The following is a 14,070-nucleotide window of genomic DNA, read 5'->3' as shown; positions in this document are numbered from 1 at the left end:
CCCTGTTTACCGGATATATTCCGGGAAGAATTTGGGAATAAAGTCTGTATCCACATCACCATCCCGATATGCATCATGACTTAATATATCAAATTGAAAATCTATATTTGTTTCAATTCCTTCAATAATAAGCTCCCCAAGGGCGCTTCTCATCTTAGCAATGGCTTCCGTACGGTCTTTCCCATGGACGATCAGCTTCATCAGCATGGAATCATAATTTGCCGGAACCTTATAATCATTGTAAATGTGGGTATCAATTCGTACACCATTCCCTCCCGGCACGTGGACATTTTTAATAAGACCAGGACATGGCATAAAGTTTTTTGATGGATTTTCCGCATTAATTCTGCATTCAATGGCGTGACCGGAGATTGTAATATCAGACTGTGATACACGAAGTGGTTCACCTGCTGCAATGCGGATCTGCTCTTTGATGAGATCCAGTCCGGTTACCATTTCTGTTACCGGATGCTCCACCTGAATTCTTGTATTCATTTCCATAAAATAAAAATTCTTATCCTTATCCAGCAAAAATTCAATGGTACCTGCATTCACATAGCCTACCGCCTTTGCTGCACGTACTGCAACCTCGCCCATCTGGTGGCGAAGTTCTTCAGAAATTGCTGCAGAAGGGGACTCCTCCAGAACCTTCTGGTGACGCCTTTGAATCGAACAATCCCGTTCTCCCAGATGAATAACATGCCCCATCTGATCTGCAAGTATCTGAAATTCAATATGTCTGGGCTTTTCAATATATTTCTCAATGTACATGGTATCGTCGGAAAATCCTTTTACCGATTCCATTTGTGCATTGTTGAAATTGGCTTCAAAGTCTTCCATTCCCCTTGAAATACGCATTCCTTTTCCGCCGCCGCCTGATGAGGCCTTGATCATAACCGGAAAACCAATCCGCTCTGCCATTTGTCTGGCTTCTTCCACGTGATGAACAGCTTCTTTGCCGCCTGGTACTACCGGAACACCAGCTTCCATCATGGTTTTTCTGGCTTCTGATTTATTTCCCATTTTATTGATAATTCCGGCATCTGGTCCGATAAAGGTAATGTTGCATTTCTGACAGAGTTCTGCAAATCGGGCGTTCTCAGAAAGAAATCCAAATCCCGGGTGAATTGCGTCTGCCTTCATGGCTACGGTAGCAGTGAGAATCCGTTCCATATTTAAATAACTCTGAGTGGACGGTGCCGGTCCGATGCAGATGGCTTCATCTGCCAGAAGGGTATGAAGGCTTTCCCGATCCGCTTCCGAGTATACAGCAACCGTTTTAATTCCCATCTCCCTGCATGCTCTTATGATTCTTACCGCAATCTCACCGCGGTTGGCAATTAAAATCTTATCAAACATCGGTCTCCACCTACCCAATCATAAATGTCAGTTCAGCGCTGGCTGCGATTTTACCATCTACAGTGGCAACCGCTTTCCCAACTCCTACCGGACCCTTTTTTCTAATAATTTCACAGTCCAGTTTTATCTTACTTCCAGGATATACTTTCTGTTTAAATTTAGCCTTGTCAATTGCTCCGAAATAAGCGATTTTTCCCTTATTCTCTTCCATGCTTAATATAGCAACCGCTCCAACCTGAGCCAGAGCTTCAATGATTAAAACTCCTGGCATAACCGGTTCCTCCGGAAAATGTCCCCGGAAAAAGGACTCATCATAAGTGACACATTTATATCCCACAGCCTTCTCTCCCGGCACCAGTTCTTCAATGCAGTCTACCAGTAAAAACGGATGTCTGTGTGGAATAATTTCCTGAATTTCTTTTATACCTAACATCATACTATCTCCTTATGTTCAAAAGAGAGGTCCGACCCTGGACCTCTCTTAGATTTTACAATCATCTACCGGATACGGAACAGAGGCTGACCGTATTCCACCACATCTTCATTTCCAACCAGAACGGCTTCTACCACACCATCGTATTCACATTCAATCTCATTCATCAGCTTCATGGCTTCGATAATGCCCAGAGTCTGCCCTTTCTTAACCGTATCTCCCGCCTTTACAAACGGTGCACTATCCGGCGAAGAAGCGTTGTAAAAGGTTCCTACTAACGGAGAAGATACTACATTATCAGTAGCAAGTGCTTCCGTCTTAGCATCATCCATTCCACTCTCCAGCGCTGGAGCCTTCGTATTGGAAACGGCATAAGAAGGAATCTCCATACTTCTCTGGACATAATCACCTTCTGCCGCAATCACCATCTGTTTTTCTTTCTTAATGGATAACTTAAAGTCACCCTCTTCCAGCTTAAAACTGGTGAGGCCCTGCTGTGAAACGGCCTCCATCAGTCTGATCACATCATTGATTTCCATTATGACTGCCTCCTACTGTTCATACTTCTTTACAAGAATGCTGGCATTATGACCACCAAATCCCAGGGAATTGCTGATGGCATAAGTTACGTCACAGGAAACGCCCTCACCCTTTGTATAGTTTAGATCACAACCTTCACCTTCTTCTTCCAGACCGGCAGTGGCATGAATAAATCCATCCTGAATGGATTTCACACAGACAATGAACTCCACACCGCCTGCCGCGCCAAGAAGATGGCCGACCATGGATTTTGTAGAACTGATTCTTACATTTTTTGCATGATCACCTAAAGCAGCTTTAATTGCCATAGTTTCAAATAAGTCGTTGTGATGAGTGCTGGTTCCATGAGCATTGACATAATCAAGATCTTCCGCCTTAATGCCGGCATCTTTCATCGCCTCAGTCATGGCTCTCGCAGCACCACTTCCGTCCTCTGCAGGAGAGGTAATATGGTATGCATCACAGGTAGACCCGTAACCAACTACTTCTCCGTAGATAACGGCATTTCTGGAAAGCGCGTGCTCCAGTTCTTCCAATACCACAACGCCAGCACCCTCACCCATAACAAAGCCGCTTCTGTCCTTATCAAATGGGATGGAAGCACGGAGCGGATCATCTGAAGTAGTAAGCGCAGTAAGAGCCGTAAATCCGGCCACACCGATTGGTGAAACGCTGGCTTCCGCACCCCCTGCCACCATCACATCCACTTCCCCATACTGGATGGATCGGAACGCCTCTCCTATGGAGTGAGTTCCCGTAGCACAGGCCGTAACCACGTTGATGCACTTACCCTTTAATCCGAACTGAATCCCCACATTTCCTGCTGCCATATTGGATATCATCATGGGTACCAAAAGAGGATTGACTCTGCCCGGACCTTTCTCTAATAGCTTTTTATGTTCCCGCTCTAAGGCCTGTAAGCTTCCAATCCCGGAACCTACACTAACGCCCACGCGATAAGGATCTTCTTTTTCCATATCAATTCCTGACATTTCAAGAGCTTCCTTTGTAGCTGCAACTGCAAACTGTGCAAAACGTTCCATTCGTTTGGCTGCCTTTGGATCCATATACTCCTTCGGATCGAAATCCTTAACTTCTGCAGCCAGTGTGGCTTTATATTCTGTTGTATCAAACTGAGTGATAGGCGCGATTCCCACCTTTTTTTCCTTCAGTCCGTTCCAGTAACTTTCTACATCCTTACCAATAGGAGTTATTGCTCCCATGCCTGTTACTACCACTCTTCTATTCATACCGTTTTTCTCCTTTTTACATAGCCATTCCGCCATCTACACTGATGACCTGACCTGTGATATAACCAGCCGGGTCTGATGCAAGAAATACTGCGGCAGCCGCAATATCTTCCGGCGTTCCAAAACGTTTCATGGGAATCTGGTCCAAAGTTGCCTCTTTCACAGAATCAGACAGCACATCTGTCATATCTGTCTGAATATAGCCAGGTGCTATGGCATTTACAGTAATGCCTCTGCTGGCAGATTCTCTGGCAAATGATTTTGTCATTCCGATGACTCCTGCTTTTGCCGCGCAGTAATTTGCCTGACCTGCATTCCCAAGAATTCCGGATACAGATGAAATGTTGATGATTCTGCCGCCTCTTTGTTTGATCATCTGACGGGAAACATGCTTCATACAGTTAAATACCCCCTTTAAGTTGGTATTAATGACTGCATCAAACTCTTCTTCGGACATTTTCATAAGAAGGTTATCTCTGGTAATACCTGCATTGTTAATGAGAATATCAAGCTTTCCATATTTCTTAATGACTCCCTCAAGGAATATTCCGGAAGCTTCATAATCTGATACGTTACAGGCAATCGCCTCAGCTTTACCGCCTTTTTCCTCAATCTCTTTTACTACCTGAAGTGCTTTTTCTTCTGATCCATTATAATTGACTATTACAGTGGCTCCTTCCAGTCCCAGCCTTAGCGCAATTGCTCTTCCGATTCCTCTGCTGGCACCAGTGACCACCGCTATTTTACCATCTAACATATCCTGTCACCTCCCCTTAAATTTCCGTTAACTTATCTATATCTTCCAGTTTTTCTATATTAAAGACTTTAACATCTCTCGTTATCTTCTTAATAAACCCTGCCAGTGTTTTTCCTGGTCCTATTTCTATAAAAGTATCCACTCCGTCTTTTATCATGGCTTCCACACTTTGCTGGAAACGCACGGAAGAAGATACCTGTCGGATCAGGAAAGGCTTAACTTCATCTGCCTCTGTCACATACTGAGCTGTTACATTTGCTACATAGGGAATCACAGGTTTATGAATCTCTATATTCTCAAGCACGGCACCAAGCTTTTCACCTGCCTGCGTCAGCATGGCTGAGTGGAACGGACCGCTTACATTTAAGCCAATGACTCTCTTTGCTCCTGCTGCCAGAAGCTTCTCACCGGCTTCCTCAACAGCTTCTTTCTTTCCTGATATAACAATCTGCCCGGGGCAGTTATAATTTGCAATCTGAACTCCATCGATCTGGCTTAAAACCTCTTCAATTTTATCCGCATCCAAAGAAAGAACGGCTGCCATTGCTCCCAGACCGGCAGGAACTGCTTCCTGCATAAGAATTCCTCTTTGTCTGACAGTTAAGATTGCATCCCTGTCACTCATGACTCCTGCTGCTGCAAGCGCGCAATATTCTCCCAGGCTTAAACCAGCCGTCACATCCGGTCTGATCCCTGTTTTTTCTTCCAGCACCCTCATCATGGCGATCCCTGTGGTCACCATGGCTGCCTGCGTATATTCTGTAATATCCAGACGGTCATTCTTCTCAAAGCAGAGTTCCGGCAGGGAAAAACCTAAAAGTCCGGAAGCCATATCAAAATTTTCTTTTCCAGTTGCTGTCTGCTCATAAAAATCCTGGCCCATACCGCAGTACTGTGCGCCCTGGCCTGGGAAAATAAATGCGATCTTGCTCATAGTCATAAACTCCTCTTTAACGGCCAAGAAGTTTCCCGGCCTGCTCCATCATTTCTTCAATCATTTCCTTACAGGTCTGTTCTTTACTGATCATACCTGCAATCTGTCCGGCCATAACCGTACCGTTAATAACATCTCCCTCTAAAACCGCATTGCGAAGGGTTCCAAGGGTTAAATATTCCAATTCTTCAAAGGATTTTCCTTCTTCTTCCAGTTTCGTATACTCCCTGGTCATCTGATTTCTTAAAGATCTTACCGGATGGCCGTGTGAACGTCCCGTTACTGCAGAATCAATATCCTTTGCCTTTATAATTCTCTGTTTGTAATTGTCATGTACAATGGATTCTTTGGAAACCACAAATCTGGTTCCAATCTGGACAGCCTCTGCACCAAGCATAAATGCTGCTGCGATTCCTCTGCCGTCACCAATTCCTCCTGCTGCTATAACCGGTATGGAAACTGCGTCTGCCACCTGGGGAACCAACGTCATGGTGGTCTGCTCTCCAATATGTCCGCCGGACTCGCAGCCCTCTGCTACTACCGCATCCGCACCATAGCGCTCCATTCTCTTTGCAAGTGCTACAGAAGCGACAACCGGAATTACCTTAATTCCTGCTGCCTTCCACATCTCCATATATTTTTCAGGATTACCGGCTCCGGTGGTTACCACCTTAATGCCTTCCTCAACGATTACCTTTGCCACATCATCAGCATGAGGGCTTAAAAGCATGACATTGACACCGATTGGCTTGTTGGTCAGCTTCTTTGCTTTGCGGATTTCCTCACGCACCACTTCACCCGGTGCATTGGCTCCGCCAATCAGTCCAAGGCCACCAGCTTCCGACACGGCTGCTGCAAGATGATGTTCCGCAACCCATGCCATGCCGCCCTGTATGATGGGATATTCAATTCCCAAAAGTTGGGGGATTCTGGTATTCATTACGCTTCCACGCCCTTTGCTTTTAAATAGTCCATAACCTGTGAAACGGTTGTTAATTTCTCTAAATCCTCGGAAGGAATCTCAACTGAGTACTCATCTTCAAGAGCCATAACCAGTTCAAATAAATCAAGGGAGTCTGCCCCTAAGTCCTCTTTAAAAGAGGATTCTGGTTTTACGATTGCTGCATCCACATTTAACTGCTCTGCGATAATTTCCTGCATTTTCTCTAACATCTTCTAATCTCCTTTTGCTTCCTCTTAATCATTTTTATATGCTAGTACTTTGATTTTCAAAGTATTACATCCAATATCTACCACTCCATAAGGATTGCTCCCCAGGTAAGACCTGCCCCAAATCCGGCAAGTACAATCTTATCTCCCCGTTGCAGCTTTCCGGCTTTGTTTAATTCATCTAATAAAAGCGGAACTGATGCTCCTGATGTATTTCCATACCGTTCTAAATTGGTTGGAAACTTTTCCATGGGCACTTTCAGTCTTTTTGCAATGGATTCAAAGATCCGGTAATTCGCCTGATGCAGAATAAAATACTTAATTTCACTTATATCCGTTCCACTCTCTGTAAGCACCTCTGAGATTGCTTCCGGAACGGTTTTAACTGCAAACCGGAACACCTCCTGGCCATCCATGGTCATATAGCCCGTTTCCGGTTCCTGACCAGTGAGAAAATTACCAGTGGTCCGTGATACACAGTCCAGTGCACTTCCTCTTGTGCCATCAGCACCCATGGTCATGTAAAAATTTCCTTTATCCTGGGTCCGTACTACCGCTGCTCCCGCACCATCTCCAAAAAGTACACAGGTTCCTCTGTCTTTCCAGTCAATTAACTTGCTTAACGTATCGGCTCCGATGATCAGACCTGTTTTATAGATACCTGCCTGAAAAAATGCGGAGATTGTATGGAATCCATAGACAAAACCAGAGCATGCAGCGCTTAAATCAAAAGCAATTGCCCTGTGGGCTCCGATTGCCGCCTGTACTTCACAGGCTCCGCTTGGAAAACAGCGGTCAGGAGATGAAGTAGCCAAAACTATAATGTCCAGTTCATCCGCCGATACACCCGAATCCTTCAGAGCGGCCATAGCGGCCTTTATAGCCAGATCCGTGGTTCCAGACTGGGCATCGGCAATCCGCCGTTCCCTGATACCAGTCCTTGACTGGATCCATTCATCACTGGTATCCACGATCTTAGCCAGATCGTCATTGGTCACCACCCGGTCCGGAACTGCAGACCCTGTTCCAATTATTTTTGTTGTCATATATTTCCCCCATTCATGTTTCTGTTCCATTCTGGTAATTCCCGGACTGAAATGAAATCATGCCTCGTTGGATTGTTTTATATTTCAAATAGTTTGAATCTCAAACTAATATTATTAGAATAAACGCCTGTTGTCAAGATATTTTTTATATTTCCCGGTTTAACAGATACTGATAAACCTCTCTTTTGCTGATTCCACGGTCTTTCCCAACCATACGCATGGCTTCTTTTCTATCCATTCCCTGGCTTTCGTAGCGTGCCATGTGATCTTCAATAGAAAGCTCCTCAAACGCTTTTGTCTGCTCCATACGGATTTCATCGAAGCTCTTACCTTCCACCACGATGACGCATTCTCCCTTTGGATCCTCATTGCGGTAAGTGCTGAGTGCCTGGGTAAATGTTGTACGAAATGCAGTCTCATACCGTTTTGTCAATTCCCGGCAGATGGTAATTCTACGTTCCCCTAATGCTTCATAAAGCTCTTCCAGAGTCTTGACAAGACGGTGGGGAGCCTCATAGAGAATTATGGTTCTTGTCTCATTCTTTAACTCATTTAAAATCCACTGCTTTTCCTTTTTATCGGAAGGAAGGAACGCTTCAAAGCAGAATCTCCTGGTTCCCAGTCCGGAAAGGGTCAACGCTGTGATACAGGCCGCAGGTCCCGGAAGAGAAGTTACCTCTACCCCTGCTTCATAACATTGTTTCACCAGTTCCTCACCTGGATCGGAGATCCCCGGTGTTCCCGCATCTGTAATCAAAGCAACCATAACTCCCTGCTTCATCTGCTCCACCAGATAAACTGCCTTTTCTACCTTATTATACTCGTGGTAGCTGGTCATAGGCGTCTTGATATCAAAATGATTCAGAAGCTTAATGCTGTGACGGGTATCCTCTGCCGCGATTAAATCCGCTTCCTTCAGCGTATTTAAGACCCGGAGGGTAATGTCATCAAGATTACCGATGGGAGTGGCGCACAAATACAATTTACCTTTTTTCTCGTTCATTTTCCTTCTCCCGCTAAAATTCCTTTTCTTTCATTCCTGGTTAAGATCAGTACCCGTAAATGGTATAGATCTCATCCGTATACACGCCTGGTTCCTTATACACAATCACCGGTGCCTCCACCTTAATCATGGACCTTCCACCTCTGACTGCTTCAATAAGAACCATATTTGCTTCCTTATCAACAAAGGGGTGTACCATCTTCATTCGCTTGGGTTCCATACCCACACTCTTTAATGCTGTTATGATTTCAATCAGTCTGTGTGGTCGGTGAACCAGATAAAACCGTCCTCCCGGACGAAGAAGCCTGGCCGCTTCCCTTGCCACATCCTCTAATGTACACAATACCTCGTGTCGTGATATTGCCTTTGGCAGATCCGGATTCTTAAGACCGTGGGCGTCATTCATATAAGGCGGATTGGATGTCACCACATCAAAAGAAGCCGCACCAAACAAACGGCTGGCTTCCTTTATATCTCCTTTGACAATGGTTATTTTATCCTCAAGATGATTCAGCGCCACGCTTCTGGCAGCCATATCAGCCACTTCCTCCTGAATCTCAAGCCCTGTATAATGAAGACCCAGATTCTTCGCTTCCAAAAGAATGGGGATAATTCCCGTTCCGGTTCCAAGATCAATTGCCTTTTCTTCTGGCTTTACCTTTGCAAATCCGGAAAGCAGAACGGCATCCATCCCAAAACAGAAGCCGTCCCGATTTTGTATGATCTGATAACCATTGCGCTGCAGGTCATCAATTCGTTCATTGTCTTTCAGCTTAATTGTCATCTAACTTAGACTTTCCCTCTTTCCTTTCCAGAGCTTCCAAAGCCTTTAACTCCTCATCCGTCACCTGGGTCTTTTCCCTGCGGCGTCTGGGCTTAAACCTTAACTGTTCCACCTTGTATTCTCTGATTTCCTTTTCATCCTTAATCGTAACCACGACCTTAACTAACTGCCTTAGAACACTGACTGAATGAACCTCTCCCTTTAAACCGTCATCTGTGGTCACAAAATCTCCAACACCAGGAAGCTTGCTGTTAAGATCTTCGTAGGTTTCTTCTTCATTCTTCAAGCAGCACATAAGCCTTCCGCACACGCCAGAAATCTTGGTTGGATTTAGTGAAAGGTTCTGCTCCTTTGCCATCTTAATAGAAACCGGTATAAACTCAGAAAGATAAGAGTGGCAGCACAGCGTTCTGCCGCAGATACCAACACCTCCCACAATCTTAGTCTCATCCCTGACACCTACCTGGCGCAGCTCAATCCTTGTTTTAAAAACAGAAGCCAGATCTTTAACCAGCTCCCTGAAATCAATTCTTCCATCTGCTGTAAAATAAAACAGCACCTTATTATTATCAAAGGTATATTCCGCATCAATCAGCTTCATCAAAAGACCATGCTTTTTAATCTTTTCCTTGCAGATTTTAAATGCTTCCTTTTCCTTCTCATGATTCTTTTTCTCTACTTCATCATCTGCCTTGGTAGCCATACGGATCACCGATTTTAAAGGCTGAACCACCTTCTCATCTTCCACTTCACGGGCTCCAAGTACAACGTAACCATACTCAATACCTCTTGCTGTCTCTACTATTACATGATCCCCAGCCTTTACCTCCAGATTTACAGGATCAAAGTAATAGATTTTTCCTGCATTCCGGAATCTGACGCCAATAACTTTTATCATCAATCAATTCTCCTTCATAACAAGCAGCATAAGCTCCATCGCCAGTTCCATATTTACATTGGCATTTAAACGAACCCTTGCCTTATCTATGGCCTGTAGGATCAGCTCGATTCCCTCATAAGAGCTGGCAGCGCTCATTTCCTTCATTGTATTAAATTCTTCTTTAAAAACAAGAAGATTGATATCCTGTGTTACTTTAAACATTAAAACATCCCGATACCACAGCTGCATAAAATCCAGGCAGTCAGATAAATCCGGATCCTGTTCCTTCAGCTTCCTGATATAATTTAAGAGTTCCATGATATCCATCTCTTTTAAGTGCTTCAGCATATGGATTAATTCCATATACAGCGCCTGAAATTCTTCTGACGCAGCAAGATGAATGGCACGTCCCAAATTACCCCTGGCAAATGCTCCGTATACTTCCGCCCTGCTCTCACTAATCCCCATAGATCCTGTCAGATAGGAAGTAACGACAGAATCTTTTAACGGCTTTAATTTCAACTGCACACACCGGGAGAGGATTGTAGGCAGAAATGCTTCCTGGTTGGTAGTAAGAAGCATAATAACTGCATAAGACGGAGGTTCCTCAATGGTCTTTAATAGAGCATTCTGCGCCTGAACCGTCATCTTTTCCGCCTCATCAACGATATATATTTTATAGTAACTGCTGTAAGGCCGAATCATAATCGTATCCTGTATCTGACCTCGGATGTCATCTACACCGATACCTGCTGTTTTTTCATGTGTGACAAAAATAAGATCCGGATGATTCCCGCTCATAACCTGTTTGCAGGCATGGCACTGCATACACGGTTCGCTCATACCTTTTTCACACAGCAAAGTCATGGCAAATGCGTTAGCCAGAGATTTTCTTCCCATTCCCGCTTCTCCAGTGAGAATATACGCATGGGATACATGATTTGATTCAATCGCCTTCTGCAAATGTTCTTTGATTCTCTCATGACCGATAATATCGTGGAAACCTGGCATAGAGACACCTCCCTATCGCTGTTGTATGACCCGTTTTTATAAAAACCAGCCAGTATCATTATAGCATAGAACGTTTTTCACCACAAGAAAGAAGTATTGGCAAATGTTATCGTATCCAATTAAAATTACTTTATTTCACTTCCATGACTCCATTTAAGAATTTCTCCAGATTTTCTGCGTGGAAACAGTGACCACCATCCCATATATCATGATAAATTACTTCCTCTTTCCCATACAAACCATATGCCTTTCTGATCACATCCAGCTGCTCTAAAACATTTTCCATTCCTCTGTAACCATTCAGATGATCAGAACGGGCGGACTGTACCATGAGAGGTCTTGGCGCCAGGAGTGCCCCAATATCTCCCATATCCACATGTTCCCAAAGATGAGGTACATAATTGCAGCTGCAATTGCCATTCAGCCTTAAAAGAGAATCCGAATATCCATATAAGTATCCGCTGATTATCACGGTTTTAATCCGGTCATCCAAAGCAGAAAGCCAGAGTGTCTGCATCCCTCCGCCGGAAAATCCCACACACCCCACAGATTCCTCCTCCCATTCTCCCCGCTCCCAGACATAATCAACCAGTCTCATTAAGTCCCAGGTACACATCCCAATCACAGTCATACCAAGGGGTTCTGCCATATGGGCAAGATGAAAACAGGTAGAATTTAAAAATTCATTTTCCTCTTCTCCCTGGAGTGCAGCCTCCCTTCTCTCCCCAAAGCCGCGGCAGTCAGGGCAGAGAACTGCATAGCCAAGCTTTGCCATCATCAAACCATAATCATAATGAAACAGCTCAATTTTATCCGCAACTGCCGGAATTTCCCGCACTCCGGCTACCGAATATTTCCCTGCTCCCTGATGACCGGGAGGTGCCAGAAAACATTTTAACTTTTCTTCCCCCTTTTTGGGAGGAATCAGAACATAGACCGGCATATACACTTCCGGTTCTACCTGAAGAAGAATCTTTTCACGTATGATACCGTCTTCAATTACCACCCGTTCCAGACATTGGGGATTTAACGGGGAATATTCCATGTTCTGAAGTCCAATCAGGTTTTTTAACAGCTCTCTTGTTTCCTTCTTCCAATTTTCATAATCTGTTTTTGTCTCAGCACAGAACCTGTTTTTTCTGCCCTTCTCCCTGATTCTCTTTATCAGCTTCTCTTCGCAGGTATAAAACCTGGAGATAGGTATAGTTCTTTTCTTATTTTCCATATCTTGTCCTTTCAATTATATACATTTAAAGTAAAAAACCGGCACAGAATCCATCCTCTGTGCCGGTCTTAAACTCATTATTTGGTCGATGAAACGAACCGGTCATACTGCTGCTGTTTCACTTTCAGCAGATCCTTTAATCCCATATTGTCAAGGGTAGATAAATAGGAATCAAATGTACTAAGATCTGTTGTACCTGTAATAAATGCCACATTCATTTCATCTACATAAGTAGTAATATCAACCAGATATTGGGAAATAATATTCTGCTCATCCTTTGTAGAATAGATGAATGGCCAAGGTGCCTTGGAAAATGCCTGCAGCTCCTTATCCTTATCAACATGCCATTTTGGAAGAAGTACATCTGTAGCATCCACCGACTGCTGGGAAGGAAGACAACCTGCATTAATGCCAAACTGCTGAAGCCAGTTGCTATCAGAAGCCTTTTCTGTATAAGCCTTTTTCCCATCTGCTGATACCGTATAGCTTTCTCCTTCCAGTCCCCAGACATAATAATTCTGTGCTTCCTCACTCATGGCATAATCTAAAAATTTAATGGCAATAAGCGGGTCTTTGTCTGACTTGCTGACACCGAAAATATTGGCAATAGGATTTCTTCCAAGATAAAAGCCTTTTGATTCTCCAGAAAGAGGTGGAATTCCAACCATAATTCCTTTTTCACCAGTATACTCCGGATACTGCTTGCTGTAAAGCTGTGACATCTGCCAGCTGTAATCAAATGTTGCACCAGTTATATTACGGGCACAGCGCTCTGTAATCTGATCACGGGTAAGCGATGTATATTCAACTTCCAAAAGACCTTCTTTATAAAGACCATTTAAAAACGTAAGATACTTCTTGTAATTGTCAGATTCTGCAGCTGAATAGTGTACCTTCCCACTTTCATCCGCATAAAAACCATCCACCAGGTTAAGACCAAACGCCGGGCCAAACATAAAGGGGAGATTCTTAGCTGTTACGCTTAATGGAATCTCATCAGTTTTGTCTCCATTTCCGTTCATATCATTATCCCGGAACGCACGCAGATCTTCTACGAACTCATCAAGTGTAGTTGGTACCGGAAGACCCAGCTGATCTAACCACTGCATATTCATCATGGTACAGGGCTGATAATTATCCGTTACAACCGTCTGGGGTACATAGTAAATATGACCATCCTCAGCTGTCAGACTGGCTTTTATCGCCGGGTTGCTATCCAGAAACTTCTTATAGTTTGGCATATAATTCATATACTCATCAAGAGGATAGAAAAGTCCTCCGGTAATATAAGTCATATTATCATCCAGATCAGGGAGTTCCACAATATTGGGAAGATCCGAACCGGATGCAAGCATTGGGCTGACACTGTCCTTATAGTTGGTAGGTGAGACAAGGGTCCAGTCAATCGTCACCCCTGCGTTGGAAGCAATTTTCTTAATAATATCCGCGTTGGCATAGTCTACGGTAGAATACCAGGAATTTTGTGCCAGAATACTGACCTTTGCATCAGGAGTGTTGGTTACCGGTGCTGCCCCTGTGTAATTAAATTCAGCCTCATTGCTTTTTTCCTCTTTCGATTCCGCCTGAGTGCCCTTTCCTGAACAGCCAGATAACGCCGCTGCAGCTATCATTGCAGATAAGACTGCTGCTTTCCAATATTCCTTCTTTTTCATTGTAA

General features: G+C 44.1%; 15 protein-coding genes. All 15 read right to left on the bottom strand.

Annotated features, from left to right (window positions below; genetic code table 11):
* Positions 1 to 6 precede the first annotated feature (6 nt).
* The 15 genes from ABS301_RS19985 to ABS301_RS19915 all read right to left on the bottom strand — a co-directional run bounded on the left by ABS301_RS19985 (position 7) and on the right by ABS301_RS19915 (position 14,065).
* Positions 7 to 1,359 carry an acetyl-CoA carboxylase biotin carboxylase subunit gene (locus tag ABS301_RS19985; protein ID WP_349673882.1) on the bottom strand — a complete coding sequence of 451 codons (1,353 nt, stop codon included), beginning with the start codon at positions 1,357 to 1,359 and terminating at the stop codon, positions 7 to 9.
* Positions 1,360 to 1,369: 10 nt separating this feature from the next.
* Positions 1,370 to 1,795, bottom strand: coding sequence for a 3-hydroxyacyl-ACP dehydratase FabZ (fabZ, locus tag ABS301_RS19980; protein WP_185140397.1), 426 nt, complete (start codon positions 1,793 to 1,795; stop codon positions 1,370 to 1,372).
* Between the two features lie 62 nt (positions 1,796 to 1,857).
* Entirely contained in the window at positions 1,858 to 2,331 is a 474-nt protein-coding gene (gene accB / locus ABS301_RS19975) for an acetyl-CoA carboxylase biotin carboxyl carrier protein (protein WP_349673881.1), read from the bottom strand.
* Between the two features lie 12 nt (positions 2,332 to 2,343).
* Entirely contained in the window at positions 2,344 to 3,582 is a 1,239-nt protein-coding gene (gene fabF, locus ABS301_RS19970; RefSeq protein ID WP_349673880.1) for a beta-ketoacyl-ACP synthase II, read from the bottom strand.
* Positions 3,583 to 3,598: 16 nt separating this feature from the next.
* On the bottom strand, positions 3,599 to 4,339 hold the full coding sequence (gene fabG / locus ABS301_RS19965) for a 3-oxoacyl-[acyl-carrier-protein] reductase (protein WP_349673879.1): 741 nt from the start codon (positions 4,337 to 4,339) through the stop codon (positions 3,599 to 3,601).
* Between the two features lie 16 nt (positions 4,340 to 4,355).
* Complete coding sequence (gene fabD, locus ABS301_RS19960; protein ID WP_349673878.1) at positions 4,356 to 5,273, bottom strand: ACP S-malonyltransferase; 918 nt, start codon at positions 5,271 to 5,273, stop codon at positions 4,356 to 4,358.
* A 16-nt stretch (positions 5,274 to 5,289) separates the two neighbouring features.
* Positions 5,290 to 6,213 carry an enoyl-[acyl-carrier-protein] reductase FabK gene (gene fabK / locus ABS301_RS19955; RefSeq protein ID WP_349673877.1) on the bottom strand — a complete coding sequence of 308 codons (924 nt, stop codon included), beginning with the start codon at positions 6,211 to 6,213 and terminating at the stop codon, positions 5,290 to 5,292.
* Complete coding sequence (gene acpP / locus ABS301_RS19950; RefSeq protein WP_104439607.1) at positions 6,213 to 6,446, bottom strand: acyl carrier protein; 234 nt, start codon at positions 6,444 to 6,446, stop codon at positions 6,213 to 6,215. Before acpP ends, fabK begins: the two co-directional genes overlap by 1 nt.
* 77 nt (positions 6,447 to 6,523) lie before the next feature.
* On the bottom strand, positions 6,524 to 7,489 hold the full coding sequence (locus ABS301_RS19945) for a beta-ketoacyl-ACP synthase III (RefSeq protein WP_349673876.1): 966 nt from the start codon (positions 7,487 to 7,489) through the stop codon (positions 6,524 to 6,526).
* Positions 7,490 to 7,634: 145 nt separating this feature from the next.
* Positions 7,635 to 8,492, bottom strand: a complete 858-nt coding sequence (gene rsmI / locus ABS301_RS19940; protein ID WP_349673875.1) for a 16S rRNA (cytidine(1402)-2'-O)-methyltransferase — start codon at positions 8,490 to 8,492, stop codon at positions 7,635 to 7,637.
* Between the two features lie 46 nt (positions 8,493 to 8,538).
* The gene (locus ABS301_RS19935; RefSeq protein ID WP_349673874.1) at positions 8,539 to 9,276 is read right to left on the bottom strand and encodes a tRNA1(Val) (adenine(37)-N6)-methyltransferase; all 738 of its coding nucleotides are present in this window, start codon (positions 9,274 to 9,276) and stop codon (positions 8,539 to 8,541) included.
* The gene (locus ABS301_RS19930) at positions 9,266 to 10,174 is read right to left on the bottom strand and encodes a PSP1 domain-containing protein (RefSeq protein WP_349673873.1); all 909 of its coding nucleotides are present in this window, start codon (positions 10,172 to 10,174) and stop codon (positions 9,266 to 9,268) included. Before ABS301_RS19930 ends, ABS301_RS19935 begins: the two co-directional genes overlap by 11 nt.
* A gap of 3 nt (positions 10,175 to 10,177) precedes the next feature.
* On the bottom strand, positions 10,178 to 11,167 hold the full coding sequence (gene holB, locus ABS301_RS19925) for a DNA polymerase III subunit delta' (RefSeq protein ID WP_277405373.1): 990 nt from the start codon (positions 11,165 to 11,167) through the stop codon (positions 10,178 to 10,180).
* Between the two features lie 130 nt (positions 11,168 to 11,297).
* Complete coding sequence (locus ABS301_RS19920) at positions 11,298 to 12,392, bottom strand: alpha/beta hydrolase family protein (RefSeq protein ID WP_349673872.1); 1,095 nt, start codon at positions 12,390 to 12,392, stop codon at positions 11,298 to 11,300.
* Between the two features lie 77 nt (positions 12,393 to 12,469).
* On the bottom strand, positions 12,470 to 14,065 hold the full coding sequence (locus ABS301_RS19915) for an extracellular solute-binding protein (protein ID WP_349673871.1): 1,596 nt from the start codon (positions 14,063 to 14,065) through the stop codon (positions 12,470 to 12,472).
* Positions 14,066 to 14,070 lie beyond the last annotated feature (5 nt).

The sequence above is a fragment of the Lacrimispora sp. genome (assembly GCF_031982545.1).
Lineage (GTDB): Bacteria > Bacillota > Clostridia > Lachnospirales > Lachnospiraceae > Lacrimispora.
This window is presented reverse-complemented; position numbering and strand designations above follow the sequence as displayed.

Excerpts from the sequence above, each read along its gene's own strand:
- ABS301_RS19985 (WP_349673882.1), bottom strand. The coding sequence starts at position 1,359 with ATGTTTGATAAGATTTTAATTGCCAACCGCGGTGAGATTGCGGTAAGA.
- fabZ (WP_185140397.1), bottom strand. The coding sequence starts at position 1,795 with ATGATGTTAGGTATAAAAGAAATTCAGGAAATTATTCCACACAGACAT.
- accB (WP_349673881.1), bottom strand. The coding sequence starts at position 2,331 with ATGGAAATCAATGATGTGATCAGACTGATGGAGGCCGTTTCACAGCAG.
- fabF (WP_349673880.1), bottom strand. The coding sequence starts at position 3,582 with ATGAATAGAAGAGTGGTAGTAACAGGCATGGGAGCAATAACTCCTATT.
- fabG (WP_349673879.1), bottom strand. The coding sequence starts at position 4,339 with ATGTTAGATGGTAAAATAGCGGTGGTCACTGGTGCCAGCAGAGGAATC.
- fabD (WP_349673878.1), bottom strand. The coding sequence starts at position 5,273 with ATGAGCAAGATCGCATTTATTTTCCCAGGCCAGGGCGCACAGTACTGC.
- fabK (WP_349673877.1), bottom strand. The coding sequence starts at position 6,213 with ATGAATACCAGAATCCCCCAACTTTTGGGAATTGAATATCCCATCATA.
- acpP (WP_104439607.1), bottom strand. The coding sequence starts at position 6,446 with ATGTTAGAGAAAATGCAGGAAATTATCGCAGAGCAGTTAAATGTGGAT.
- ABS301_RS19945 (WP_349673876.1), bottom strand. The coding sequence starts at position 7,489 with ATGACAACAAAAATAATTGGAACAGGGTCTGCAGTTCCGGACCGGGTG.
- rsmI (WP_349673875.1), bottom strand. The coding sequence starts at position 8,492 with ATGAACGAGAAAAAAGGTAAATTGTATTTGTGCGCCACTCCCATCGGT.
- ABS301_RS19935 (WP_349673874.1), bottom strand. The coding sequence starts at position 9,276 with ATGACAATTAAGCTGAAAGACAATGAACGAATTGATGACCTGCAGCGC.
- ABS301_RS19930 (WP_349673873.1), bottom strand. The coding sequence starts at position 10,174 with ATGATAAAAGTTATTGGCGTCAGATTCCGGAATGCAGGAAAAATCTAT.
- holB (WP_277405373.1), bottom strand. The coding sequence starts at position 11,167 with ATGCCAGGTTTCCACGATATTATCGGTCATGAGAGAATCAAAGAACAT.
- ABS301_RS19920 (WP_349673872.1), bottom strand. The coding sequence starts at position 12,392 with ATGGAAAATAAGAAAAGAACTATACCTATCTCCAGGTTTTATACCTGC.
- ABS301_RS19915 (WP_349673871.1), bottom strand. The coding sequence starts at position 14,065 with ATGAAAAAGAAGGAATATTGGAAAGCAGCAGTCTTATCTGCAATGATA.